The following is a 21,676-nucleotide window of genomic DNA, read 5'->3' as shown; positions in this document are numbered from 1 at the left end:
CGGCACTTAGCCGCGGCACGGCTGCAACCCGCAGGGTTGTACTACGGGTATCACCGGGCACGCCGCGCCCGCCCGGCCGCGTGGAAGCGGCCGGCGTCACGGCGCCCGACTTACGGCGTGCCGCTGGGGTCGGCCATCACCTGCTGCAGCGACTGCCGGATCACGTGCAGTGCGTTGTGCGCCATGCCTTCGCCTTCCGGCAGCCCTTCGAGCATGTCGGTGAAAAGGCGCTGCTTATCGATACCGGGCTGCTTCGACACCGCGTCGGTCAGTGCCAGCACCGCCATCGCGACGCCGACGGAGATCTCGCCCATTGCCTGGCCCACGACCTGCGCAACCGAGTTCACCAGTTCCTCGTTTTCCATTGCCTGCTCCTGATCCGGGTCGGAACGCCCGCCGGCCCCGAGCCTACACGGGGCTGTACGAAGGTGCTGTCACCTCGCGCACCTACGCGCGCTCCAGCACGAAGAAGAACGGTGACTCGAAATACCGGCAGTCCATCAGCCCGAGCACGCGCTCATCATCGATGCGGCGGAACACGTCGTGTATCGGCACCCCGTCGTACAGCATCGCGGCAGTGACGCCGCCGCGGTAATGCATCAGCCTCAGGCGCGCCGCCGGCTGCTCGGTGCACAGCAACGGCTGTGCAAGCTCGAACGCCCTGCGCACGCCGGGAATGCGCTGCACCTGCAGCCGCGTCGCAAGCCGGATCGGCAGGCGCCGCGGATCGATCGCGATCGTCTTGCCCTGCGCATCGGCGAACAGCAGCGGGTGGACGGTTTCGGCATCGACGAACTGTTTGCCGCGCCAGCCGAACGCCTCGAGCATGCCGTCCAGTACGTGTCCGGTCTTCAGACCGTAGCCGCTCCAGCGACCGATCATGGCGTCGACGGTGACCGGCTCGAGCGCATCGAACATCGCAAGCGCATCGGTCAGGGTCGTGCCTCGGCCGCGAGCCGATGCCAGCCAGTGTGGCGTCGCGGCAGGGCTCTCCATGCGCGCGTTCATTGCGCACCCGCCGGTATATGCGCGACGGCGACGTTCGCTGACTGCACGGCAACGCGGCCGCGTTCGCGATCACCCGCAGCTACGGTGCGGACCGTTAGGGTAATCACCGGTATTACGTGCATTGCAGTCATGACTCCCCAGTTCGCTTATATCCAGCAAGCCACCCAGCAGGATTTCGCTGCCGCGACCGGCGCGGTCTGCGTGTTCAGCCGCCACGACGTCGAGCAGGGCCTGATCGGCCAGGCCGTCGACCGGCTCATGCAGATGTCCGACGACAACGATCTTTCGCTCCGCATGGAAGGGGCCGTGTTCCTGGTCTTCGAAGGCTACGACGACGATCCGCGCGAGCTCTACCACATCGAGGAATGCGTGCATTTCTTCCGCGCGGTGACCGAGGAATGGCCGTACTGGTTCCACTTCCTTGAACGCGAGCGCGGCAGCCTCGGCATCGCGCTGCGCCTGCTCGTCGACGTGGTCAACATCGAAGGCGACGACGGTGCGACACGTGCTGCGGTCGTCGCGGAGCGGCTGGATGCGACGTTGTTGCGTCTGTTCGGCGCAATGGACGGGCTGCAGCAGCGGCTCGACCTTGATGAAGAGCACACGCTGCAGGCCTCGCGCGAGATCCTCAAGGCGCTCGACCTCAGCTGACCCCGGCCACGACGCCGGCGGGCAACAGCCCGCGGCGTCGCCGCCTGCCGATCAACCCGGCGCGCGGGGCATGCGGAAGATCGACTTCGCAGCGGTCTTGACCTTGGCGTGCATCTCCAGCGCGGTTGCCACGCCCGACTCCTTCCATTCCTCGTACTGCTCGTCGAGTTCGGCCAGTTCCTGCGGGCTGAACATCGTGCGCGCGGCCGCGAAGATCTGCGTCTCTTCCTCTTCGGCATGGTGCGTCGTCAGCTCGGCCAGCACTTTCGCCGAGCCGGCAAACTGGCGGCTGTCGAAGTCGGCCGCATGCAGGTCAGGCAGCACGCTCTGCTCGATCGCGCGGTGCTCCTGCATCGCTGCCGAATACAGCAGCTGCTGCTCGTGGTTGGCGCGCTCGCCGAAGGCCGGGTAGAACACCAGCTCCTCCCACTTCGCGTGCGGGATCAGCACTGATTCGATGCGCTGCACGAGGCCGCGGCGCTCGTCGTCGCGCTCGTCGGACGTGGCGGTGAGCTGCTGGTAGAGGCTGCGAAGCTCGTCGTGTTCGGATTTGAGCGTGTCAAGAATGTTGCGCATTTGGCTGTCTCCTCGGATGGCTGTGGCCATTCGAACGCGGCTTCGGTATCGCAGCGGTGAAACCGGCTGTAGCGGCGCGAACGCTTGCGCTTCGAAGAACGGGCTCATGTGCCCTTCGGCATCGGCTCTGCGGATGCGCTGGCAGACATGCGCGAGCAGCCATCCACCCGCCGTCGATCTGCAGGCTTCACGCCGGGGCTGCTTGAATCCAGGCACTTCCGCTGCCGGATCAACCCGCATGACCCACCACCACGGCAACCGCGTTCCCGCCGACCCCGAGCGCGTCAACTTCCACGACGACGTCGAGGCGCGCTACTGGTGCGAGGAGTTCGACTGCAACAACGAAGAGCTTCGCGAAGCAGTGAGTGCGGTCGGTGAGCGCGCGACGGACGTGCGCCTGCACCTGAGCCAGCGCCACGACTGAGCGATGAAGGCGCGGCGGGTGGTTCCAATTGCCGCGCATGCGCTGCACGATGCGCGGCCCTCCAGCGTCCACCGTCCATGAGCTCCGACAACTCCTACGCCGAAACCGCCGAATCGATCCTCGAGCACGCCGAGGCGATCACGCGCCTCGATCCGCGCGGGACCGAACCGGCGGATGCGTACGACGAGGCGTACCGGCGTCACGTGCATGCGATGCGCGTGCTCGCGGCGCCGCATGTCGACCCGTCACTGGATCGCGTGTTTCTCAAGGAACTGCGCACCGCGTTCGCGGGCGGGTCGGGTGCCTCGGTGCATTTCGAAGACGGAATCGTGCATGTGATCGTCGACAGCGCCCACCGGCAGCACCGCTTTGACCTGCTGAGCCCGTCGCAGATCGACCGCCGCGGCTATGACGAGATGATCGATTAGGCTGCGGGCAGCAGGCTGCGGGCTGCGGGCTGCGGGCTGCGTATGCATCTCATGCAGCCGCACCACCCATCAGGCAGCGCCACGATGCAGTGCAGCCGATCCAGCTGACGGGAGATCCCGCAGCCGAGCTTCGGTAGTTGGGCGAGCTCTGCGTTCCGTGCTGCAGGCGCGCTGCAATGTCGGCGCCTGGAATGCTTCAGGCAGTGACGTCGGCAGCGACCCGCGCTGCACTGTGCTGCAGATTGGCCAGGTCGCGCAGCAGCACATGCAGCGTGAGTTCGCGCTGCAGGCTGTCGGCGAGGTCGCGCAGATGCGTTTTCTGCGCATCGCTGAGTTCGCGCGGCTGGAAGTCGATCAGGCACAACGCGCCGACCGCCAGCCCGTCCCACAGACACAGCGGAAAACCCGCGTAAAAGCGGATGCCCGGCGCCTGAGTGACCAGCGGGTTGTCGACGAAGCGCGGATCCAGCGAGGCATCCGGCACCTGCAGCAGCGCCGATTCGTGGATCGCGTGCGCGCAGAACGACAGCTCACGCGGACTTTCGCGGATCCACTGCCCCGCGCAGCCGCGAAACACCTGGCGGTCCTCATCGATCAGCGCGACCGCCGCGACCGGTACGTCGACAATCGCTTTCGCGAGCCGAACGAACCGCGACAGCTGCGCTTCGAGCGCGGTGTCGACCGCGCCGATCGCATGCACGGCGGCGAGCCGCTGCGGTTCGTTTCCAGGAAGGGTCGGAGCTATCAAGGGCGGGTACCGCTGTAAGGGCTTGGGTCGGTCGGCATCCGCGTCGGCGCCGCGCTGCGCTGCGCACATCGTGCAGATCAGTGGCCGGAGTACTCGAGCGTCGAGCCACCGGCGAAGCGGATTTTCTTCGGGATCCATTCGATCGCAAGCTCACGTGCGGCCATTCGCGCGTACGCCTGCACGTCGGCCGAAGCCGTCCTTCGGCCACCGCAGCGCACGTCGACACTGCTGCCCGGATGCAGCGGCTCACGATGTTCGATCCAGCACTCGTCTAGCGCGCCGACGTAGGAAAATCGCGCGCCGGCGCGATGCACATGCGCGCCTGCCTCGAACGAATCGATCGTGTACGGCGTGCCGTTCCTGATGCGGTAGGTGGTCACCAGCACCGGCGGTTCGTCGCCTGCAGCCGACGCCGCGGAGCCGAAGGAGTTGCCGGACGGATGCAGCGCCTGCATCGGCGGCACCAGCTGCCGGCTCAGCAGCTGCGCCTTGAGCGCGTTGCGCAGCGGCGCAAGTTCGCGCTCGCGTACCGCATCACGCTCAGCGGCCCGCGCATCGTCCTCTCGCGTCATCGCGACGAAGCGGCGCTGCAGTTCGATCGCTTCGCCGAACGTACGTGCGGTCAGCGGAACGTCGGGATCGGCAAACCGCGCCGGCAGCACGTCGCCGCCGCTGCGTTCGACATAGGCCAGCACCAGCTGGCGCTGCTCGTCCGTCAGCCTGTCGAGCTGGGCCTGCTGCGCCGACAGATCGGTCGAGCCCAGCGGCAGGCGCGTACGCAACGGATCGCGCATCACTGACACGGCCCAACCCAGCACGGCGAGCGAGAGCAGCAGCGAGGCAGTGCGTCCGAGCGTCATTGGCGATCCCTGGAAAAGTGCCGCGCCTGCGCCGGACGCCGCGCGCCGCAGCGACCTGTCGGTGATGCAGACATCACGTCGGCAACCGGCGAGCGAACTGACACGGGCGCCTGCTCCCCGGCAGGCATGGGCGCGCATCATACCGCCCGCGCGCCGGGCCCCGGCGGCCGTTCGTCGTCGAACAATCCCGGAGCGAGTCCGGGTGCGTCCTGCGGGATCGGTCCACGGCGCGTTGCCGCCTAGTGATCCGCCCCTCGATGGATTCGCCGCCCTGCGGCCGGGACGCCGCTCGGACGGGCGAAACCGCCGCGGCACGCGCGGCGGTCGGTAACGCCCGGCCGCGCAGCCCGCCTCGCGGTGCCGGGACGGCCGTTCAACGGGTCAGTGCGGCCCGACGGTGCCCGGGCGCGGCCCGGTCGCATGGTCGGCCTCGTGATCTGCGGGCGCATCCTGCTGTGCCAGTTCCTGCTCCCTGACCAGCCCCAGCGCGTAGATCGACCACGCCAGGTAGGCCTTGATGCGCTGGAAATAGCGGTGCCCGACATCGCGGCGCGCGCGGATCTCGCTTTCGCAGTGGCGCTTTTGCTCGACAAGGTAGTCGCGGATCGTGTTGAGCTTCACGCGCGCATCGTCGATGTCGAGCGCTTCGAGCTGGAAGAACGGCAACGCCTGGTACGGCGGGTGTTTCGAGCCCGGCGACTTGTTCCAGTTGAACGCCGCGGTAAACGGCAGCTTGCCTGGCGTCGCACTTGCGCCGCAGGCGCAGCGCACCTGGTGGGCCTGCTGCTCGAAGACGAGGCTCGGTGACGCGCCACAGGCGGCGCAGTCGTTGAGCCAGCGCTCGGCTTCGAGCGGATCGTCCGGTCCGAAGTCCAGCCAGAGTGGATCGATGTCGATCCGCCGGGGTCTGGAGCGAACCGGAGCCGAGCCCGCGTCGCGGCCCGTGCGTGGAATGGCACTGTGATGCATGCGGTGGGTCTACTCGTTAAGAGGTGGCCCCTTCCCTGGTCAACATCGCCGGGCCCATGACGCGGCCCATGCGGAAGCAAAACGGCGACCGGGCCCGCTCGAGGCCGGCCCGGCTCGCACATGGTGCCCTGTTACGGCGCCTGGCGTCAGCCCGGCCCGGCCGGACACAGGGGCGCTGGTCAGGTCCGCTGCCCTGGCCGCTTGCCCAACGCGCATCGATACGGCCGCAGGCGCTTTCGATCGCGGCTACGATTTGCCGATGCCGCGACTGCGCATTCTCATCATCGGCGCATACGGCCAGTTCGGACGGCGGATCGCATCCGCGCTTTCGCACGACGATGCGGTGGACCTGGTGCTGGCCGGCCGCAACCGCGCCGCGGCCGATGCGCTTGCGACGGGACTGGTGGGGCATGGCGCATGCGCGCCGATCTCGACGGCGACGCTGGATGTCGAGTCCCCCAACCTGCCCGACGAGCTGTCGCGACTCGGCGCAGGGCTCGTCATCCATGCGGCCGGCCCGTTCCAGCAGCGGGACTATCGGGTCGCGGAGGCGGCGCTGGACTGCGGGGCGCATTACATCGACCTGGCCGACGGGCGCGAATTCGTCGCGGGGATCGATCGCCTCGATGCGCGTGCACGCGCCTGCAAGCGCTGGGTGATCAGCGGCGCCAGCAGCGTGCCGGGCCTTTCGGCAGCAGTGGTCGCCGCGCTGCAGCCCCGCTTTGCCGAGCTCACCTCAGTCGAGTCGGCGATCAGCCCCGGCAATCGCACCGCGCGCGGGCTTGCGACCACGCAGGCGATCCTCGGCTACGTCGGGCACCCATATCCGGCGCTGATCGAGGGCCGCTGGCGGCAGGTGCATGGCTGGCAGTCGCTCAAGCGCATGGTGCTGCCCGGTGCCGGTGCGCGCTGGTTCGCCCGCTGCGATGTGCCGGATTTGGCCGTGCTGCCGGCGCGGTATCCGCAGCTGCGGCACTGCGATTTCCGCGCAGGTCTCCAACTTCGCCGGATGCATTTCGGTCTGTGGCTGGTGAGCTGGCTGGTGCGGGCGCGCCTGGTGCCGAACCTCGCGGCGTTGGCCGCACCGCTGCTGCGCATCAGCGAGGCGTGGCTCGATGCAGGCAGCGACACCGGCGTGATGACCGTCGACCTCGCCGGCACCGGGCACGACGGCGCACCGTTGCGCCTACGCTGGCAGATCGTCGCGACCGCAGGCAGCGGGCCTCAGATTCCGGCGACCGCCGCTGTCGTGCTTGCGCGCAAGCTTGCACGCGGCGCGCTTGCCGGTGCAGGCGCCCGCGCATGCCTGGACCTGTTCACGCTCGAGGAATTCATGCAGCCGCTGCAGGCGCATCCGATCCAGACGTCGGTGCACGAGGTCACGGGTCGAGAAAACGATCCGATTCCTCAGCGCTAGGCACGATGCACTGCTCGCGCCGCCCCAGCCAGCGGTAACGGTTGCGGGCGACGAACCGGTAGGCGCGATCCGCGAGCGGCTTCGGCACGGCATCGAGCAGCGCCGACGTTCGTTGCCAATGCCCGCCAAGGCCTGCCAGAACCCGGGCGATGGCTTGCGCATCGGTCCAGGCGCCGTGTTCGTCGATCAGCAGGAACGATGCCGGATCATCCGGGTCCAGCCCGTGCTGCGCGAGCAGGCCGCGGCCGGCAGCCGATTGCATGGTGGCGAAGCGGTAACGCCGCTGGCGGTCGTGGCGCAGCAGAAAGCGCACCCAGCCGTTGCACAGCACGCAGACCCCATCGAACACGATGACCGCTGGCGCGTGGCTACGCGACATCCAGCCACCCCCGGTAGTGCACCAGGTCGCCCGCGAGCGGAAGCGCGGCGCGCACGTCGAACGTGTAGCGCCCGTCGACCTCCGACTCGCGCGCGGCTACACGCGCAAACATCGAAACAGGCAGCGGCACTCCGAACACGCGGACGCGCGCGACCGTCCAGGTCAGGCTTGCGGACTCGACATCGAGCCTGAAGCCGAACGTCACCAGGCCAAGCTGCTCGCAGAGCAGGCCGTCGGCTGCCCACAGCCGCGAACGCATCGCGTGGCCGCCGATGTGGCGCGTCCAGCGCTCGCAGGCACCTTCGGATTCGATATCGACCACGACCGGGCCCCGCCCCGCGGGCGGTAGCCGCGTCGCCCATGCGCACAGGCGCGAAAGCCCGCCGGTGCCGCGCTCGACTTGCACCTCGCCGTGGTACGACGCACGGCCTTGCTTGAGATGCAGCCGCTGCACGGCAGGCGGCAACATCGCAAAGCGCTGCGCGAGCAGGCGCTGGAACAGCGGAGACTGCGCGGTCGTGGCCGCGATGCGCCCGCCTGCCGGTGCCGCGCTCATGCCGCCCCCGCTTCCAACGCAGGCGTCGGTTGCAGCCGCGCGAGACCGCCACGCTCGAGCGCGTCGAGAAACGCGGTCGGCAACGGCATCGTTCCCATCCAGCCGCGACGCGTGCCCGACAGCACGCGCAGCATCTGCCCGCGCCCGCCGGGCATGCGCGACATCGGATAGAACGTGAGATCACGCAGCCGCGCCCAGCCGTCGCGCTCGGACTGGAACAAAGGCGTCAGCCAGCGGCTCCAGAAGTGGTAGATCTGCACATGCGCGCGCCGCGTCTGTTCGTAGCGGCGCAGCGCCTCGTCGACGCTGTCGCACGCGCGCACGGCTTCGCGCAGTGCGTGCGCGTCGAGCAGGGCCATGTTCACGCCCTGCCCCAGTTGCGGGCTCATCGCATGCGCGGCGTCGCCCAGCAGCACAGCCCGCCCGCGATGCCAGCTCGTGTGCACGGTATCGCGGTAGCGCGCCTGCGCCAGGCCTGCGGGGACCTTGGTCGTCGCCAACGGCTCCAGCGCTTCGGGCCAGACGGCGCCCACACTGGCGCGCCAGGCGGTTGCATCGACCGCGGCGGCATCGAGCTCGGCCACCGGCAGGCTCCAGAAAAAGCTCAGTCGCGGCACCGGGTCATCCGGCCGCGTGCCCACCGGCAACATGCCGGCCATTCGCCGCGCACCGATGTAGCGCTGCTCGAGCACGTCCGTTGATCGCCAGCCGCCGGCCGGCACCAGGCACCACTGCGCGCCCCAGGGATAGGCGCGATCGAGCGAAGGCGGCGCGACCTGCGAGCGCAGCGCCGAGGCCGCGCCATCGGCGACGACCACGAGGTCAAAGCCCGCATGACGCCGGCCCGAAGCATCGATCACCGCCCCGGCTTCAGCGTCGATGTCGGTGATGCGCACGCCGCAGTGCAGGTGGCGCTGCTCGCTCCATGCCCCGTCCAGTAGCGAGAACAGCGCGCCGCGCTGGAGCCCGAGCCCGAACAGCCGGCGATCGAGTTCGCCGTAGCGCATGTCCATGACCGCGCGCCCGGTCGAGGTCTCCCCAAAAAGCCGGCTGATCGGCGCACCGTAGTGCAACGCGGCGTCCAGCAGGCCGAGTTCCCAGAGCACCAGCTGCCCCACCGGCTGCAGCAGAAAGCCCGCGCCGACCGGCCCGAGGGTGGCCGTGCGCTCGAAGACTTCGACATGGTGTCCATCGCGCGAAAGCAGCAGCGCGGTCGCCTGCCCGCCGGTTCCGTAGCCCACGACCGCAACCCGCAAACGCTTGCTCATCTGGCTGTCCCGCGTCCCGTGCGAGATGGATACCTGCGCATTCTAGTGACGCCGCGGCCACGCCGCCCGCGATGCGCTTGCGCATCGCGGCCCAGCGCCGCTGTTTACCGACGCGCGGCCGGCACGCTCACGTATCCAGCGTCAGCGTCAATGTGTGCTGCACACGCGGGCCGACCAGGCCGTCCTCGCCGTACGCCTGCAGCGCCTGCGCAAGATCGGCGACGATTTCCTCGCGCCTGACCTCGAGTTCGGGCGGTAATGCATTCGATGCGAATGCCTGCAGCGCGTGCAGCTTCCAGTGCGTTGAGCGGGCCTTCCCAGCTTCCCGACGCGGCGATGCGCTCCAGCGCGACATGCAGCAGGTGGCCGCGCCACCACAGGGTCCAGCCGGTCAGCGCGGCCCAGTCCTCGCGGCCGACGGTGAGCGGGCGCAGGTGGATGCCGCGTTCGCGATCGATCGTCCAGCTGTCGGCATACGCCGCGCCGATAACCGGCCACTCGTCGATCTCGTCGAAGCGGTAACGCACGCGATCGTCATCGGCGATGTATTCGTTGACGAAAGGCATGGCAGGGCGACGGCGCTATCGGCATGGAACCGCAAGGCTAGCGCGATCGTGCCGATGGCCCGGTCATGACGACGCGCGTTATCGCCATCCGTTACGGGACGTGGCAGTCGTGTCGCGCTTTTCCCGGTCGCGCCTGTGGTCACGTTCGCATGACGGCTTCATACGTTTACTCGAACGCTTCCCGGGCCGATGAGCGCTGCATTCGTACAGGCCCACTTCCCGCAACGCGTCGCCCTTGTCGGGCATGACGCCATCCGGAGGAACGCATGAGCAAGGTCCTGGTGCTGTACTACTCGTCCTATGGCCACACCGAACGCATGGCGCAGGCCGTTGCCGAAGGTGCGCGCGAAGCCGGCGCCGAGGTCGACATCCGGCGCGTGCCGGAACTGGTCCCCGAGGAGGTCGCACGTGCATCGGGCTACAAGCTCGACCAGGAAGCACCGATCGCGCGTGTCGACGAGCTGCCGAGCTACGACGCGATCATCATCGGTGTCGGTACGCGCTACGGGCGCATGGCATCGCAGATGGCGAACTTCCTCGACCAGACCGGCGGCCTGTGGGCCACTGGCGCGCTGATCGGCAAGGTCGGCTCGGCTTTCACGTCGACCGCGTCGCAGCACGGCGGCCAGGAAACGACGTTGCTCGCGATCCACACCAACCTGCTGCATTTCGGCATGGTGCTGGTGGGCCTGCCCTACAGCTTCCAGGGCCAGATGACGCTCGAGGAGATCAGCGGCGGCGCCCCTTACGGCGCGACCACGATCACCGGTGGCGACGGCTCGCGCCAGCCCAGCGAGAACGAGCTGGCAGGCGCGCGCTTCCAGGGCCGGCACGTTGCGGAAATCGCCAACCGGCTTGCGCCAGGGCAAGGCTGAACCTGCTGCAGGCGCGCGGTGCAAGCGCGCCGCGCTCAGTCGCGCCAGCCGGTCACGCGGACGAATTCGTCGAGCAGGCTTTCCCAGGTATCGATCTGGCTCAGAACGTGGCCTTGGTGCGCGGTGTGCAGCAGCTCGAAATCAAAGCGCAGCACCGGGTCGCCCTCGCCATCGCGCGTTGCGTTCACGTAGCGGTACTGGTTGTTGAACGCTTCGATCGTGCCCGGGTCGATTCCGTCGTCGAGATCGAGCTTCGGGCAGTGCGCGGCGCCACCGACCCGGGCCGCGGTCACGCGCTTCCGGCCGCGCGGGCCGTACGCTGGCGGCCATGCAAGCGGTCATCTTCTGCGGCATACAGGGCTCGGGCAAAAGCACGTTCTATCTCGAACGGTTTTTCGATACGCACCTGCGCATCAATCTGGACATGCTGCGGACCCGGCACCGTGAGCGGCGGCTGCTGGCCGCATGCATCGACGCCAGGCAACGCTTTGTCATCGACAACACCAACCCGACCGTCGAGGAGCGCGCCCGCTACATCGCGCCGGCGCTGGCGGCCGGCTTCGAAGTGACCGGCTATTTTTTCGCCACCGACCCGCGCGCGGCGTTCGAACGCAACCAGCAACGCAGCGGCCGCGTGGCAGTGCCGGCGGCGGGCGTGTTCGGCACCTACAAGCGCCTGCAACCACCAACGCCTGACGAAGGCTTTGCGCGCATCGACCGCGTGGAGCTGGTCCCGCCGCGTGGCTTCGTGGTCACGCCGATGCGCCCGCCGGCCTGATCAATGCGCAGCGCGGCGTATGCCGTATCGCGGGCGCGGCATGGCCTTCATGCGCGCCGCTTATCATCGCCGCATGGACTACCAGTTGGTGATCAAACTCTGGCGCAAGTCGCTCGCCGACGAGGCGTTCCTTGCCGTGCTCGAGGACGAGCTGAAAGCCGCGCTCGGCGACAGCGTCGAACTCGAGGGGCACGACGTCAGCCCGAAGGAGATCAACATCTTCATGCTGACGGCCGATCCGCGGCAGGCGTTCCGCCGCGCGAAGGACGTGCTCGAACGGCTCGGTGTCGAACAGGGCGTTTCGGCCGCATTCCGGCTGTTCGGCGGCGCCGCGTTCACTTCAATCTGGCCGTTGCGCAGCATGCGCAAGTTCACGCTGCCGTAAGTGCGGGCGGCGCGGCCCGGCGCGCTCGGTCGGTATGGCGCCGGCCCATAAAACACGATGCCCGCGCGAGGCGGGCATCGGGGTACCGCGTCAGGCAGGTGCGATCAGTTGACCGCGTCCTTGAGTGCCTTGCCGGGCTTGAACGCCGGGTTCTTCGCGGCATCGATATTGATCGTCTCGCCCGTCTTCGGGTTACGGCCCTGGCGCGCGGCGCGGGCACGGACTTCGAAGGTGCCGAAGCCGACCAGCGAAACCGTCTCGCCGTTCTTCAGGGCTTCGGTGACGGCTGCGATCGTGGCGTCGAGCGCGGTGTTCGCTGCGCCGCGCGAGATCTGCGCCTTCTCTGCGATCTTTTCGATCAGTTCCGACTTGTTCAATGGATACTCCTGGGTGCTTCGGGTTCGAAGGGCGGCAATGATGCGCTATTACGCGCCGAGAAACACCCTTGCCAAGGGCCGCAAACCCAGTCCTGCCGGGACTTGGCGGCCCACGGAGGCCCCCGGCCGGCCGGTTTTTCGCTGAAAACGACGCGATCGGTCGCCGAACACCCCGTCAGGACGCCCCGGACCGCGGGTCGAGGCGCCGCCTGCCGGTGCCCGATGGGCGGGCCCGGACGCCCGCTGTGCGGCGGTGCAGCACGGGTGTGGCCGCAGACGGGGCCGCCTCCGGCCGGGCTGGGAGGTCTGCGGTGTGGCGCCTTGCCCAGCGCAGGCGGTTCACGCCGCGTGCCGGAGCCGGGCCCGGTGCCACGGCCTTCGCCAGCGCCAGCGCTGGCGACTGGCGACTGGCGACTGGCGACTGGCGACTGGCGACCTGCGACCTGCGACCTGCGACCTGCGACCTGCGACCGGCCGCATCGTGCCCGCGCATCTGGAACACTGTGCGCGATGAGCCATCCGCTTGGCATACCTGAATCCGATCGCCCCACGACCCTGATCGCCGGGGCGGGCGATGTCGGCCAACGCCTGGCGCAGCTGCGTGCCTCGCGGGGCGACGCGGTGCTGGCGCTGCGGCGCCGACCACTCGCGGCGGCCGCAGGCGTGCACAACGTCAGCGCCGACCTGATCAGCGGCGAGGGACTGGCCTCGCTGCCACGTGCGGTCGACGCGATCGTGTTCTGCGCCGCCCCCGATCACCGCGACGAGGCGACCTACCGCGCCTTGTTCGTCGACGGGCTGCAGCGCCTCGTCGATACGGTCGATGCGCGGCGCGTCGTGTTCGTGTCCTCGACCGCGGTCTATGGCGAGGTCGAGGGCGAATGGGTCGACGAGGCCACGCCGGCGCGTCCGCCGGCATTCAACGGACGCGTCCTGCACGAGGCCGAGCACCGCGCGCAGCTGCATGCCGGCGGCACGGCGCTGCGGCTGAGCGGGCTCTACGGGCCGGGCCGCGGTGCGCTACTGCGGCGCGCACGGGCGGGCACGCCGGGGCGGCCGCACTGGACCAACCGCATCCACGTCGACGATGCCGCCACGGCGCTGTCGCACCTGCTGGACCTGAGCGATATCGAGCCGGTGTACTGCGGCACCGACGACGTGCCTGCGCTGGAACACGAGCTGTTCGCGTGGATACGCGATGCGGAGGGCCTGCCGCCAGTGCCCGCCGAACGCGGCCCCGTCAGCGGTCGCCGCGTGTCGAATGCGCGCCTGCGTGCGAGCGGCTGGCAGCCGCGCCATGCCGATTTCCGCAGTGGTTATGCGTCGCTCGTGATGCGTGAGGCTTGAGCGCGTCGCGCGTCGCGGCGTACACGTGCGTACCGACGGTTACCGGCGACGCCTCCGTCGGCTCGTAAGTCTCCGCGTCGTGTACAGCCGAATGCCAGCATGGCCCGACGGCAACATGCCGGCTTACCGAACTGACCGCTCCGCCCCGCCGAGCACCGCATCCAGCGAGTAGCGCCCTGCGCCGCGGGTAGCCAGCAACAACCCGATCAACACCAGCACGAGCGCCGGCCACCAGCCACGCAGGTCCTGCGACCAGTGCACCATCACGCAGGCGACGATGAAGTTTGCGGCGCACAGCAGGCCTGCCCAGCGCGTCAGCAGGCCGGCCACGAACGCCAGGCCGATGCCGAACTGCACCCACACCGACAGCCGCGCCATGAACGCCGGTGCGGCGAAACCGTGGGTCGTGAGGAACTCGACGAACTCCTGCATGCGCGCGGCATCGGTGATGTTGTCCCAGACGCCGTGGATCAGGAACGCACCGGTGACCAGCCGCAGCAGCAGCACGGCGACGTCGTCCGCGCGTCGCAGCGGATGAAGGAAAACCCAGGTGTCCAATGCCATCGTCCGCGTCCTTGCCGATCGACACGTCGGCCCCGGGCGCAGCTTGCCAGCAAGTGCGCACGCAGGCACGTCTGCCATGCATCGCCGCCGGCCGCGATGCATGACGCTCGGTTCGATGCCGTGTCCGATTGGGGGTCGGGGCAAGGATCAACGCCAGCCCGCCCATGACCTCGGCGCACCCGCCGGCCGCATCTCGCGGGCGAGCTGTGTCGCGACACCATCCACGCCCGGCTGCACTGCGGGTTCACGGCGCCCGTCAAGAATGACCAGGCCGAACGCCTGAAGGATGCCCGTGAGCGACCACCGAGCCCGCCTGTTCCGCGCCACGCTGGTCATCGGCATCGGCCTGATGGCGGCCGTCGACGAGATCATCTTCCACCAGTTACTGGCGTGGCATCACTTCTATGACCGCTCGACGCCGACGGTGGCGCTGTTCACCGATGGCCTGCTGCATGCGGCCGAGCTGGTCGCGGTGGTATCGGGGTTCTTTCTGTATGCCGATGTGCGGCGCGATGGTCCGATCGACCGCAGGGCGGCCTGGTCGGGCCTGCTGATCGGTGCGGGCGGATTCCAGCTCTTCGACGGCCTGATCGACCACAAGGTGCTGCGCGTGCACCAGGTGCGCTACGGCGTCGACAACCTGCTGATGTACGACCTTGCGTGGAACGCGGCCGGGGTGGCGCTGCTACTGATCGGCCTCTGGCTCTGGCGCGGGCGCGACCGCACTGCGCGAACGCAGTGACCACGCCACACCTGCACGCGTCGACCGGCATCGGTCTGTGGCTGGTGTGGCTGCTGATCGTCGCGATCGCGGCGCTGTATGCGCGCGCGGCGGCCCTTCGCCCACACTGGAGTCCATGGCGCACGGCCGCGTTTGGCGCTGGCGCGGCATTGCTGCTCGTGGGGTTCTCCACGCCGGTCGTCGGCTGGGCACATGCCGACCTGCGTGGCCACATGGCGCAGCACCTGCTACTGGGCATGTTCGCGCCGCTGCTGCTCGTGCTTGGCGCGCCGGTCACGCTGCTGCTCGCAAGCCTGCCGACGCGGGCGGCGCGACGCGTGGTGCGCGTGCTCGGCCATGGGGCATTGCGTTTCGTGACCCATCCGATCACCACGCTCGCGCTCAACGTCGGCGGAATGGTCGTGCTCTATGCGACGCCCCTGTTCGCGATGTCGCAACGCGAGCCGTGGCTGCATGCGCTCGTGCATTACCACTTCGTGGCGGCCGGCTGCCTGTTCAGCTGGGCCATCGCCGGCCCCGACCCCGCGCCGCACCGCCCGTCGCTGCGCGTGCGCGGCCTGGTGCTGTTCGTCGGCATTGCGATCCACAGCGTGCTCGCCAAGCTGATGTACGTACACGGCTGGCCACGCGGCACGCATGCCACGCTCGAGGAAATCCGCGCGGCCGCGCAGTGGATGTACTACGGCGGCGATCTGGCCGAGATGCTGCTGCTCGCCGCGCTGCTTGCGCTGTGGTGGAGACGTCCGCGCGCTTACCGTGGCGCTGGCCCGAGGTCGATGAATCAAAGCCGCGCGTGGTCACGTGTCGACCATGCGGGCATAACACGCGCGCTGCGATCGTCGGGCCATCGACCGATGGAGCCAGCGCATGAGCCGCAACCCCGATAACGAATCCTCGAATCCGATTTCCCGCGCGTTCTCGAAGTTCTTCGAGCGCGGTGACGTCAGCAAGAACAAGACGGTCAAGGCCGAGACCACGACCCGCCCCGCCGTACGCCCGACCCAGACGGCCCAGCCACGCGCCGCGCAGTCCCCACGCGCGCAGGCGATGAATTCGCCGCTCACCGGCGCGGCCGGCACCACGCGTGCGGCCCCGCCCGCACCGGCCGCCACTGCGCAGACCGGCACCGTGGCACCGACGCCGGCCGCTGCGGCCAAGCCCCGCACCCACACCGTGCAGCAGGGCGAGAGCCTGTCGAAAATCGCCCAGCAGGTCTATGGTCGCGCCGACCGCTGGAAGCTCATCTTCGAGGCCAACCGCGACAAGATCAGCGACCCCGACCTGATCCATCCCGGCCAGGTGCTGGTGATTCCGGATGCAAAGTCACTGCACTGACGGCATTGCGTCACAGCTGTATGCGAAAGGGCCAGGCATCAGACCTGGCCCTTTTTTGCACCTGATTCGCACTGCTGTCGCGCGCCTTCGACGTGCCCGTACGGATGGCGCTGCTACGGTGCCCCGATGCTTTCTTCCCTGCTGGACACCCTCGTCCCGCTCGATCGGCAGCCCTATGCGCATGCGCTGTTCGCGCTTGCTGCCCTTGGCGTGGCGGCGTGGCTCGCCAACTGGCTGACGCGGCATTGCCTGGTGCGCGTGGTGGCTGCCGTGCTGCACGGACTGCCCGGCGACGGCTACGAGGAACTGCTGGGCCATAAGGTGCTGCGGCGCCTGGCCAATGTCGTGCCGGCGCTGGTCGTCTACGCCGCGGCCGGCGCACTGCCCGATATCCAGCGTGACGTGCAGGTCGTGGTGCGCAACATCGCGCTCGCGTTCGTTGCGATCGTGCTCGCGCTGGCGGTCAGCAATTTCCTCGATGCGGTCAACGCCCGCTACGAACGTAAGGGCCGCCACGCGCACGAGCGTCCGATCAAGGGCTACGTGCAGATGGCGAAGATCGTGGTGTTCGCGGTCACTGCGGTGGTCGCGGTCGCAACGCTGATCGAGCGCTCGCCGTTGCTGCTGCTGTCGGGCTTCGGTGCGCTGAGCGCCGTGCTGCTGCTCGTGTTCAAGGACTCCATTCTTTCGCTGGTCGCCAGCGTGCACCTGACGACCAACGACATGCTGCGCGTCGGCGACTGGATTGAAATGCCCGCGCTCGGCGCGAACGGCCATGTGATCGAGATGGTGCTCAACACCGTCAAGGTGCAGAACTGGGACAACACGATCACCACCGTGCCGACCTACCGCCTCATGAGCGAGAGCTTCCGCAACTGGCGCGGCATGCAGGAAAGCGGCGGCCGGCGCATCAAGCGCGCACTGCTGATCGACCAGTCCTCGGTGCGCTTTCTCGAGCCCGACGAACGCGAGGCGCTGCGGCGCATCGCGTTGATCGACGACTACCTCGAGCGCAAACGCGAAGAGCTCACGGCCCACAACGAACATCTGCTGGCGGCCGGGCGCGACCCGGTCAACACGCGCCGCGTGACAAACCTCGGCACGTTCCGCGCTTACGTCGCTGCGTACCTGCGCGAGCACCCGGACGTGCGCAACGACATGAGGCTGCTCGTGCGCCAGCTCGAGCCGGGCCCGACCGGGCTGCCGCTCGAGATCTACTGCTTCACCGCAACGACGGACCTGCAGGAATACGAGGACGTGCAGTCCGACATCTTCGACCATCTGCTCGCGACGCTGCCGGAGTTCGGCCTGCGGCTGTACCAGCAGCCCGGCGGCGCCGAGCTGTCGGCATTGCTCGGGGAGGGACCACCCTCGCGGCTGCGTGCCGGCTCAGCCGACGGGTCGCAGGCTCCGCAGACGCCGGCGTGCTCCTGACGGTGATGTAGCGTCACCTGTCATGGCACGAGCGCCGCACGTGCTCGGCAGCGCATACAACGCGATCAACCGGCGCGCCCCCCGCTATCGCCTGCCGCCGATACACCGCTTCGTTCCGCTGCCGGCGCACCGCTTATTCGGGTGCGAACTGCTTGTGCGTGTTCTTCTTCTCGTCCTTCGCGGCGCGCTTTTCCTTCATCGTCTTCGCCGGTTTCTTCTTCTGCTCTTTCTTGCGGTCCAGGCCCTTACTCATCACACACCTCGTCACTTCGCAGAAAGGCTGCGCCCGCGCGCAGCATCCCACAGAACCCGGGCGCCCGCGTCCGCGCAGATGAACACATGCAGCGCAGCCACTGCCCAGGCAGGCGCGACAGTAACGGCGCGGGGCGCAACGGCGTGGGTAACTCGGTCACGCCGAACGCGAAGTGCCCAGCTCGTGCCATAGCTCGACCAGGCGCACCAGCGCCGCATTGCCGGGCTCGACGTCCTCGATTGCGGGCACCGCGGCGATCCACTCGGTGGTCGAGGCATCGCGCAGATGGTGGCGCTGGAAATCGCGAAAGCCCATGTGCCAGGTGGTGAAGTGCCGATCGACACCGGTCGCGCGCGCCACGGTGTTCACGTCCTGATGCAGAGGCGATTGCGCGATCCGCGCGAACGTGCGGCCCAGCGCCTCGGGCTCGCCCTCAAGGTACTGGACGATGGTGTCGCCACGCTTTAGCAGCGCGCCGGTCAGGCCACGCGCGGCATTGAGCGTGCGCGAGCGCAGCAGCACGAGCTCCAGCTCGGTGTCGGTCAGCGCTTCGGTCGCGCGGCTGGTGTAGACGATGGCATCGAGCATGCGGCGATTGGTGGCTGCACCGTGGGCGTCAGCCAGTCTCCCACAGGCCATGCACGACCGCGAGCGGTCGCGCCTGCAATGTGTCGGCCGTTCTCACCTTGATGCGCTAGAAGTCCCGCCGGCGAGAGCCGCGCTTGTAGCGCCCGGTGTTGTCGCTGCCGGGACGGTAGTCATCGCCCGAGTAGCCGCTGCCGGAACGGTAGTCGCCGCGGCCGCGCGCACCGCTGGCCGACGACATCACCGCGTTGAGCAGGCCCTTCGGGCCGCCGTGTCGCGCAAGTGCCTTGGTCAGGGCGTAGCCAACCGCCAGTTTCACGATCTTTCGCATGATGGGCATGGGTCACCTGTGTTCGCTTGGGTCGTCTGTATGTTCGAGTATGCGTCGCTGCGGGTGTACGGACGTTTCATGCAAGCTGGCTCGCCCGCCCCGCGCCTCGCTCAGTGGCGCCGGCTTCGCCCGTCGTCATCCTGCGTGCGCGCAAACGGCCTGCGCAGCCGCTGCAACAACGACGGCCGTGCGCGGCGCGATGCACGTCCATCGCTGCGCTGCGAGGACTGGATTCGGCCCAGCCGCTGGTCCAGCTCGTCGATCAGGTCGTCCATCACCGCCTCGGGGTCGCGCGTGCGGTCGCGTGCGATCGCCTCGAACGCCATGGACGTGAACTCGGCCTGCACTTCGAGCGGCAGCTTGAGCCTGCGCGCTTCGTACCACTGCTCGAGCCGCAGATCGGCGATTCGCGCCGCCTCGGCAAATTCGGAAGGACCGCGGGTTTCGGGACCACCGCGGGATTCGGAGGGACCACGGGATTCGGGGGTCGTCTGCATCGTCTTGCCCGGAGCGAGTACGGCTTTACGTTGCCGCTGTGCGGATTAGGCAGCCGTGACGACGCGGCACGTCAGAACAGGAAGTAGATGCCCAGGCAGGAGCACAGGCCGACGATGAGGTTCATCGGCAGGCCGATCTTGAAAAAATCGACGAACCGGTAATCCGCAGCTGCATAGACGATCGTGTTGGTCTGGTAGCCGACCGGCGTAGCGAAGCTGGCCGACGCGGCGAACATCACCGCGACGAGCATCGGCCGCGGATCGATGCCGAGTTGCTCGGCCAATCCGATCGCGACCGGCGCCATGATGACCGCGACCGCGTTGTTGGTGACCATCTCGGTCAGCAGCGAAGTCATCGCGTACACGATCAGAAGCTGCACCAGTGGCGGCACGTCTGCGAGCAATGGCGAGACGTTGTCGACCACCAGGTCGACGCTGCCGGCGTTCTGCAGCCCGGCACCGACGGCGAGCATGGCGTAGATCAGGACGAGCACATTGCCATCGATCGAGCTCCACGCCTCCTCCGGATCGATGCAGCGCGTCAGCAGCAGGAGCGCGACCGCGAGGATCGCCGCGACCGCGATCGACAGCACACCGGTTGCCGCGAGCAGGATCGTGCCGACCAGCGCCGCGAGCGCGATCGGGGCCTTGCTACGCCGGTAGGGTGCGGCCTGCGCCACCGAGACACCGAGCAGGTGCGCGTTTTCGCGCAGCGATTCCAGCTCGGGTCCGCGCGCCGCGATGAGCAACGTGTCGGCTGCACGAATCCGCGCGTTCGGCAGGTCCGGCCCGGGCAGGTGCCGATGGCGCGACAGGCCTAGGATGCGGATCGGCAGGCGCGACAGCATGGGGATTTCGGCGAGCCGGTGACCGACGCTCGGATGGGTTGGCGCGATCGTCGTCGAGAACAGGCTGACGTCGGTCGGTCGCTTGCGGGTCGACAGGGCATTGCCGCCGCGTAATCCGCCGATGCCGACCAGATAGTCCTCGCCGGACGCCAGGGCTGCCAGCTCATGTGGCGATGCCTTGATGATGAGGTGATCGCCGGCGCGCAGCTTCATCGCCTCGACGCCACGCCGGTACGTCTCGCCTTCCCGTTTGACGCCGAGCACCTTGACGCGGGACGGCCGCAGCGCATGGATGCTTCCGATCGTCGAACCGATCGCGTTGCATCGCTCCCGGACGGCGAGTTCGGACAGGACGTCGTGCCCCTGGTCCTGCTCCGCATCCCGATCCGGCCGTGACGGCAGCAGCCACGGCCCGAGGACCATCAACACGAGGATGCCGCCGAGTGCGGCGACAAGCCCGACGCCGGTGATCTCGAAGATGCCGAACGCCGGCTGCCCCAGTTCCTGCGCGACACCGTCGACCAGCAGGTGGGTGCTCGTGCCGACGAGCGTCAGCAGCCCGCCGAGGATCGCGATGTAGGACAACGGTATGAGCAGCCGGGTCGAAGCCACGCCGACGGTACGCGCCAGGCGTCGCATGACGGGGGTCAGGATGATCACGACCGGCGTGTTGTTGATGAACGCGGCCGAGAACAGCGTGCCGCCGAACAGTTCCGCCACGACTGCACGCGGCTTTTTCTTCGCCCGCTCGATCAGCACGCCCACCAGCGCTTCGATTGCGCCCGTTCGCACGAGCGCACCGGACAGGATGAACAACGCCGCGATCGCGACGGGCGCCGCGTTCGCGAATGCACCGAGCACGTCGTCGATGTCGATGAAGCCAAGTATCAGCGAGGCCGCCACGCCGGCGGTTGCGATGACCACGGGCGGGAACCGCTCGAGAATGAAACCGGCCAGCAACGCGGCCAGCAGCACCAGCCCGAGCACAGCGCTGTACGGGGCGATCAGAGCAGTGAACTGCGCATACATCCGGCGGCGTCCTCGGCGAAATTCGGCGAGCCGCGCTGCGATTAAAGACCCTCCCCTTGGACAGGCGTCGCACGCGACCAGCGGCACTGGGGAGCACCCATCTTGCGTGTGCGCACGTGACGGTCAAGCCGAGCTGTCGCGTTGCCAGCGGCGGACCGCATCGAAATATCTAGCCGTTTGCGTCGTGACACGTCGACCGCGAGCGACGCGATCTACACCAATGCATGCGCGCTTGCAGCCCTGGGATGCAGGCGCAGATGCACGTGTTACGCATCGCGCGATGCGATTGGACCGCACCACGCGCGGCGCTATGCGCGAGTGAGAGCGCATGTGCTGACGCCCACGCGGATGTTTCCGCATTGATACGCGACTCGAGCGGACCGCACGCGCGCATGCAAGCGCATCATGCATGCGCGCCAGCGCACAAGGCCGACGTTGCCGCCACA

At 68.4% G+C, this 21,676-nt stretch carries 30 protein-coding genes; 13 read left to right on the top strand and 17 right to left on the bottom strand.

Annotation, left to right across the window (positions count from 1 at the left end):
• Positions 1 to 110 precede the first annotated feature (110 nt).
• Positions 111 to 365 carry a hypothetical protein gene (locus ACFFGH_RS02745; protein ID WP_386664597.1) on the bottom strand — a complete coding sequence of 85 codons (255 nt, stop codon included), beginning with the start codon at positions 363 to 365 and terminating at the stop codon, positions 111 to 113.
• An 82-nt stretch (positions 366 to 447) separates the two neighbouring features.
• Positions 448 to 996, bottom strand: coding sequence for a DUF4334 domain-containing protein (locus tag ACFFGH_RS02740; RefSeq protein WP_386664595.1), 549 nt, complete (start codon positions 994 to 996; stop codon positions 448 to 450).
• Between the two features lie 141 nt (positions 997 to 1,137).
• Here ACFFGH_RS02740 and ACFFGH_RS02735 point away from each other — a divergent pair, with 141 nt between their 5' ends.
• A complete protein-coding gene (locus tag ACFFGH_RS02735) occupies positions 1,138 to 1,659 on the top strand; it encodes a hypothetical protein (protein ID WP_386664594.1) in 522 nt (173 codons plus the stop codon).
• 51 nt (positions 1,660 to 1,710) lie between these two features.
• Here ACFFGH_RS02735 and ACFFGH_RS02730 read toward each other — a convergent pair whose 3' ends face one another.
• Positions 1,711 to 2,235 carry a hemerythrin domain-containing protein gene (locus tag ACFFGH_RS02730; RefSeq protein WP_386664592.1) on the bottom strand — a complete coding sequence of 175 codons (525 nt, stop codon included), beginning with the start codon at positions 2,233 to 2,235 and terminating at the stop codon, positions 1,711 to 1,713.
• 238 nt (positions 2,236 to 2,473) lie between these two features.
• On the opposite strand from ACFFGH_RS02730, the gene ACFFGH_RS02725 reads away from it, so the two are divergent.
• Positions 2,474 to 2,659, top strand: coding sequence for a DUF3606 domain-containing protein (locus tag ACFFGH_RS02725; RefSeq protein WP_386664590.1), 186 nt, complete (start codon positions 2,474 to 2,476; stop codon positions 2,657 to 2,659).
• Between the two features lie 77 nt (positions 2,660 to 2,736).
• Positions 2,737 to 3,087 carry a hypothetical protein gene (locus ACFFGH_RS02720; protein WP_386664588.1) on the top strand — a complete coding sequence of 117 codons (351 nt, stop codon included), beginning with the start codon at positions 2,737 to 2,739 and terminating at the stop codon, positions 3,085 to 3,087.
• Between the two features lie 196 nt (positions 3,088 to 3,283).
• Here the strand turns inward: ACFFGH_RS02720 and ACFFGH_RS02715 are convergent, their stop codons facing one another.
• The 3 genes from ACFFGH_RS02715 to ACFFGH_RS02705 all read right to left on the bottom strand — a co-directional run bounded on the left by ACFFGH_RS02715 (position 3,284) and on the right by ACFFGH_RS02705 (position 5,664).
• Complete coding sequence (locus ACFFGH_RS02715) at positions 3,284 to 3,904, bottom strand: GAF domain-containing protein (RefSeq protein ID WP_386664587.1); 621 nt, start codon at positions 3,902 to 3,904, stop codon at positions 3,284 to 3,286.
• Positions 3,905 to 3,912: 8 nt separating this feature from the next.
• Entirely contained in the window at positions 3,913 to 4,695 is a 783-nt protein-coding gene (locus ACFFGH_RS02710) for a hypothetical protein (RefSeq protein WP_386664585.1), read from the bottom strand.
• Between the two features lie 381 nt (positions 4,696 to 5,076).
• Complete coding sequence (locus ACFFGH_RS02705) at positions 5,077 to 5,664, bottom strand: hypothetical protein (RefSeq protein ID WP_386664583.1); 588 nt, start codon at positions 5,662 to 5,664, stop codon at positions 5,077 to 5,079.
• Here ACFFGH_RS02705 and ACFFGH_RS02700 point away from each other — a divergent pair.
• Complete coding sequence (locus tag ACFFGH_RS02700) at positions 5,663 to 7,081, top strand: saccharopine dehydrogenase family protein (protein WP_386664581.1); 1,419 nt, start codon at positions 5,663 to 5,665, stop codon at positions 7,079 to 7,081. The two genes, ACFFGH_RS02705 and ACFFGH_RS02700, sit on opposite strands and share 2 nt — an antisense overlap.
• Here the strand turns inward: ACFFGH_RS02700 and ACFFGH_RS02695 are convergent.
• The 4 genes from ACFFGH_RS02695 to ACFFGH_RS02680 all read right to left on the bottom strand — a co-directional run bounded on the left by ACFFGH_RS02695 (position 7,044) and on the right by ACFFGH_RS02680 (position 9,639).
• Positions 7,044 to 7,460 (bottom strand): thiol-disulfide oxidoreductase DCC family protein, encoded by a 417-nt coding sequence (locus ACFFGH_RS02695; RefSeq protein WP_386664580.1) that lies wholly within the window; start codon positions 7,458 to 7,460, stop codon positions 7,044 to 7,046. The two genes, ACFFGH_RS02700 and ACFFGH_RS02695, sit on opposite strands and share 38 nt — an antisense overlap.
• On the bottom strand, positions 7,450 to 8,016 hold the full coding sequence (locus tag ACFFGH_RS02690; RefSeq protein ID WP_386664578.1) for a DUF4166 domain-containing protein: 567 nt from the start codon (positions 8,014 to 8,016) through the stop codon (positions 7,450 to 7,452). Before ACFFGH_RS02690 ends, ACFFGH_RS02695 begins: the two co-directional genes overlap by 11 nt.
• The gene (locus ACFFGH_RS02685; RefSeq protein WP_386664576.1) at positions 8,013 to 9,284 is read right to left on the bottom strand and encodes an FAD-dependent oxidoreductase; all 1,272 of its coding nucleotides are present in this window, start codon (positions 9,282 to 9,284) and stop codon (positions 8,013 to 8,015) included. Before ACFFGH_RS02685 ends, ACFFGH_RS02690 begins: the two co-directional genes overlap by 4 nt.
• Positions 9,285 to 9,411: 127 nt before the next feature.
• Positions 9,412 to 9,639: a hypothetical protein gene (locus ACFFGH_RS02680; protein WP_386664575.1), complete on the bottom strand. Its 228-nt coding sequence runs from the start codon at positions 9,637 to 9,639 to the stop codon at positions 9,412 to 9,414.
• On the opposite strand from ACFFGH_RS02680, the gene ACFFGH_RS02675 reads away from it, so the two are divergent.
• On the top strand, positions 9,638 to 9,919 hold the full coding sequence (locus ACFFGH_RS02675; RefSeq protein ID WP_386664573.1) for a hypothetical protein: 282 nt from the start codon (positions 9,638 to 9,640) through the stop codon (positions 9,917 to 9,919). The genes ACFFGH_RS02680 and ACFFGH_RS02675 overlap by 2 nt on opposite strands.
• A gap of 197 nt (positions 9,920 to 10,116) precedes the next feature.
• Positions 10,117 to 10,725, top strand: a complete 609-nt coding sequence (wrbA, locus tag ACFFGH_RS02670; RefSeq protein WP_386664571.1) for an NAD(P)H:quinone oxidoreductase — start codon at positions 10,117 to 10,119, stop codon at positions 10,723 to 10,725.
• A 35-nt stretch (positions 10,726 to 10,760) separates the two neighbouring features.
• On the opposite strand, the gene ACFFGH_RS02665 is transcribed toward wrbA, so the two are convergent.
• Complete coding sequence (locus ACFFGH_RS02665) at positions 10,761 to 11,018, bottom strand: YbjN domain-containing protein (RefSeq protein WP_386664570.1); 258 nt, start codon at positions 11,016 to 11,018, stop codon at positions 10,761 to 10,763.
• 35 nt (positions 11,019 to 11,053) lie between these two features.
• Here ACFFGH_RS02665 and ACFFGH_RS02660 point away from each other — a divergent pair, with 35 nt between their 5' ends.
• Positions 11,054 to 11,503: an AAA family ATPase gene (locus ACFFGH_RS02660; protein ID WP_386664568.1), complete on the top strand. Its 450-nt coding sequence runs from the start codon at positions 11,054 to 11,056 to the stop codon at positions 11,501 to 11,503.
• 73 nt (positions 11,504 to 11,576) lie between these two features.
• The gene (locus tag ACFFGH_RS02655) at positions 11,577 to 11,888 is read left to right on the top strand and encodes a hypothetical protein (protein ID WP_386664566.1); all 312 of its coding nucleotides are present in this window, start codon (positions 11,577 to 11,579) and stop codon (positions 11,886 to 11,888) included.
• Between the two features lie 104 nt (positions 11,889 to 11,992).
• Here ACFFGH_RS02655 and hbs read toward each other — a convergent pair whose 3' ends face one another.
• Positions 11,993 to 12,304 carry a non-specific DNA-binding protein Hbs gene (gene hbs / locus ACFFGH_RS02650; RefSeq protein ID WP_386667302.1) on the bottom strand — a complete coding sequence of 104 codons (312 nt, stop codon included), beginning with the start codon at positions 12,302 to 12,304 and terminating at the stop codon, positions 11,993 to 11,995.
• 471 nt (positions 12,305 to 12,775) lie between these two features.
• On the opposite strand from hbs, the gene ACFFGH_RS02645 reads away from it, so the two are divergent.
• Positions 12,776 to 13,612 (top strand): NAD-dependent epimerase/dehydratase family protein, encoded by an 837-nt coding sequence (locus ACFFGH_RS02645; protein ID WP_386664565.1) that lies wholly within the window; start codon positions 12,776 to 12,778, stop codon positions 13,610 to 13,612.
• 123 nt (positions 13,613 to 13,735) lie between these two features.
• Here the strand turns inward: ACFFGH_RS02645 and ACFFGH_RS02640 are convergent, their stop codons facing one another.
• Positions 13,736 to 14,176 (bottom strand): DoxX family protein, encoded by a 441-nt coding sequence (locus ACFFGH_RS02640; RefSeq protein WP_386664563.1) that lies wholly within the window; start codon positions 14,174 to 14,176, stop codon positions 13,736 to 13,738.
• Positions 14,177 to 14,468: 292 nt separating this feature from the next.
• Between ACFFGH_RS02640 and ACFFGH_RS02635 the strand changes: the two genes are divergently transcribed.
• The 4 genes from ACFFGH_RS02635 to ACFFGH_RS02620 all read left to right on the top strand — a co-directional run bounded on the left by ACFFGH_RS02635 (position 14,469) and on the right by ACFFGH_RS02620 (position 17,687).
• On the top strand, positions 14,469 to 14,918 hold the full coding sequence (locus ACFFGH_RS02635; protein WP_386664561.1) for a DUF2243 domain-containing protein: 450 nt from the start codon (positions 14,469 to 14,471) through the stop codon (positions 14,916 to 14,918).
• Positions 14,915 to 15,805, top strand: a complete 891-nt coding sequence (locus ACFFGH_RS02630; RefSeq protein ID WP_386664559.1) for a cytochrome c oxidase assembly protein — start codon at positions 14,915 to 14,917, stop codon at positions 15,803 to 15,805. Before ACFFGH_RS02635 ends, ACFFGH_RS02630 begins: the two co-directional genes overlap by 4 nt.
• Positions 15,786 to 16,253 carry a LysM peptidoglycan-binding domain-containing protein gene (locus ACFFGH_RS02625; protein ID WP_386664557.1) on the top strand — a complete coding sequence of 156 codons (468 nt, stop codon included), beginning with the start codon at positions 15,786 to 15,788 and terminating at the stop codon, positions 16,251 to 16,253. The genes ACFFGH_RS02630 and ACFFGH_RS02625 overlap by 20 nt, the downstream gene beginning before the upstream one ends.
• A gap of 126 nt (positions 16,254 to 16,379) precedes the next feature.
• Positions 16,380 to 17,687 carry a mechanosensitive ion channel family protein gene (locus ACFFGH_RS02620; RefSeq protein WP_386664555.1) on the top strand — a complete coding sequence of 436 codons (1,308 nt, stop codon included), beginning with the start codon at positions 16,380 to 16,382 and terminating at the stop codon, positions 17,685 to 17,687.
• A 409-nt stretch (positions 17,688 to 18,096) separates the two neighbouring features.
• On the opposite strand, the gene ACFFGH_RS02615 is transcribed toward ACFFGH_RS02620, so the two are convergent.
• The 4 genes from ACFFGH_RS02615 to ACFFGH_RS02600 form a co-directional block, all read right to left on the bottom strand.
• Complete coding sequence (locus ACFFGH_RS02615) at positions 18,097 to 18,528, bottom strand: BLUF domain-containing protein (RefSeq protein ID WP_386664553.1); 432 nt, start codon at positions 18,526 to 18,528, stop codon at positions 18,097 to 18,099.
• 106 nt (positions 18,529 to 18,634) lie between these two features.
• Positions 18,635 to 18,865: a hypothetical protein gene (locus tag ACFFGH_RS02610; RefSeq protein WP_386664551.1), complete on the bottom strand. Its 231-nt coding sequence runs from the start codon at positions 18,863 to 18,865 to the stop codon at positions 18,635 to 18,637.
• Positions 18,866 to 18,966: 101 nt separating this feature from the next.
• The gene (locus ACFFGH_RS02605; RefSeq protein WP_386664549.1) at positions 18,967 to 19,353 is read right to left on the bottom strand and encodes a hypothetical protein; all 387 of its coding nucleotides are present in this window, start codon (positions 19,351 to 19,353) and stop codon (positions 18,967 to 18,969) included.
• A 71-nt stretch (positions 19,354 to 19,424) separates the two neighbouring features.
• Positions 19,425 to 21,230, bottom strand: a complete 1,806-nt coding sequence (locus ACFFGH_RS02600) for an SLC13 family permease (protein ID WP_386664547.1) — start codon at positions 21,228 to 21,230, stop codon at positions 19,425 to 19,427.
• Positions 21,231 to 21,676: the final 446 nt, after the last annotated feature.

It is taken from the genome of Lysobacter korlensis (assembly GCF_042434515.1).
The sequence above is the reverse complement of the archived record's forward strand: the minus strand, read 5'-3'. Positions and strand labels throughout refer to the sequence as shown.

Excerpts from the sequence above, each read along its gene's own strand:
- ACFFGH_RS02745 (WP_386664597.1), bottom strand. The coding sequence starts at position 365 with ATGGAAAACGAGGAACTGGTGAACTCGGTTGCGCAGGTCGTGGGCCAG.
- ACFFGH_RS02740 (WP_386664595.1), bottom strand. The coding sequence starts at position 996 with ATGGAGAGCCCTGCCGCGACGCCACACTGGCTGGCATCGGCTCGCGGC.
- ACFFGH_RS02735 (WP_386664594.1), top strand. The coding sequence starts at position 1,138 with ATGACTCCCCAGTTCGCTTATATCCAGCAAGCCACCCAGCAGGATTTC.
- ACFFGH_RS02730 (WP_386664592.1), bottom strand. The coding sequence starts at position 2,235 with ATGCGCAACATTCTTGACACGCTCAAATCCGAACACGACGAGCTTCGC.
- ACFFGH_RS02725 (WP_386664590.1), top strand. The coding sequence starts at position 2,474 with ATGACCCACCACCACGGCAACCGCGTTCCCGCCGACCCCGAGCGCGTC.
- ACFFGH_RS02720 (WP_386664588.1), top strand. The coding sequence starts at position 2,737 with ATGAGCTCCGACAACTCCTACGCCGAAACCGCCGAATCGATCCTCGAG.
- ACFFGH_RS02715 (WP_386664587.1), bottom strand. The coding sequence starts at position 3,904 with ATGTGCGCAGCGCAGCGCGGCGCCGACGCGGATGCCGACCGACCCAAG.
- ACFFGH_RS02710 (WP_386664585.1), bottom strand. The coding sequence starts at position 4,695 with ATGACGCTCGGACGCACTGCCTCGCTGCTGCTCTCGCTCGCCGTGCTG.
- ACFFGH_RS02700 (WP_386664581.1), top strand. The coding sequence starts at position 5,663 with ATGCGGTGGGTCTACTCGTTAAGAGGTGGCCCCTTCCCTGGTCAACAT.
- ACFFGH_RS02705 (WP_386664583.1), bottom strand. The coding sequence starts at position 5,664 with ATGCATCACAGTGCCATTCCACGCACGGGCCGCGACGCGGGCTCGGCT.
- ACFFGH_RS02695 (WP_386664580.1), bottom strand. The coding sequence starts at position 7,460 with ATGTCGCGTAGCCACGCGCCAGCGGTCATCGTGTTCGATGGGGTCTGC.
- ACFFGH_RS02690 (WP_386664578.1), bottom strand. The coding sequence starts at position 8,016 with ATGAGCGCGGCACCGGCAGGCGGGCGCATCGCGGCCACGACCGCGCAG.
- ACFFGH_RS02685 (WP_386664576.1), bottom strand. The coding sequence starts at position 9,284 with ATGAGCAAGCGTTTGCGGGTTGCGGTCGTGGGCTACGGAACCGGCGGG.
- ACFFGH_RS02675 (WP_386664573.1), top strand. The coding sequence starts at position 9,638 with ATGCAGCAGGTGGCCGCGCCACCACAGGGTCCAGCCGGTCAGCGCGGC.
- ACFFGH_RS02680 (WP_386664575.1), bottom strand. The coding sequence starts at position 9,639 with ATGTCGCGCTGGAGCGCATCGCCGCGTCGGGAAGCTGGGAAGGCCCGC.
- wrbA (WP_386664571.1), top strand. The coding sequence starts at position 10,117 with ATGAGCAAGGTCCTGGTGCTGTACTACTCGTCCTATGGCCACACCGAA.
- ACFFGH_RS02660 (WP_386664568.1), top strand. The coding sequence starts at position 11,054 with ATGCAAGCGGTCATCTTCTGCGGCATACAGGGCTCGGGCAAAAGCACG.
- ACFFGH_RS02655 (WP_386664566.1), top strand. The coding sequence starts at position 11,577 with ATGGACTACCAGTTGGTGATCAAACTCTGGCGCAAGTCGCTCGCCGAC.
- ACFFGH_RS02645 (WP_386664565.1), top strand. The coding sequence starts at position 12,776 with ATGAGCCATCCGCTTGGCATACCTGAATCCGATCGCCCCACGACCCTG.
- ACFFGH_RS02640 (WP_386664563.1), bottom strand. The coding sequence starts at position 14,176 with ATGGCATTGGACACCTGGGTTTTCCTTCATCCGCTGCGACGCGCGGAC.
- ACFFGH_RS02625 (WP_386664557.1), top strand. The coding sequence starts at position 15,786 with ATGAGCCGCAACCCCGATAACGAATCCTCGAATCCGATTTCCCGCGCG.
- ACFFGH_RS02620 (WP_386664555.1), top strand. The coding sequence starts at position 16,380 with ATGCTTTCTTCCCTGCTGGACACCCTCGTCCCGCTCGATCGGCAGCCC.
- ACFFGH_RS02615 (WP_386664553.1), bottom strand. The coding sequence starts at position 18,528 with ATGCTCGATGCCATCGTCTACACCAGCCGCGCGACCGAAGCGCTGACC.
- ACFFGH_RS02610 (WP_386664551.1), bottom strand. The coding sequence starts at position 18,865 with ATGCCCATCATGCGAAAGATCGTGAAACTGGCGGTTGGCTACGCCCTG.
- ACFFGH_RS02605 (WP_386664549.1), bottom strand. The coding sequence starts at position 19,353 with ATGCAGACGACCCCCGAATCCCGTGGTCCCTCCGAATCCCGCGGTGGT.
- ACFFGH_RS02600 (WP_386664547.1), bottom strand. The coding sequence starts at position 21,230 with ATGTATGCGCAGTTCACTGCTCTGATCGCCCCGTACAGCGCTGTGCTC.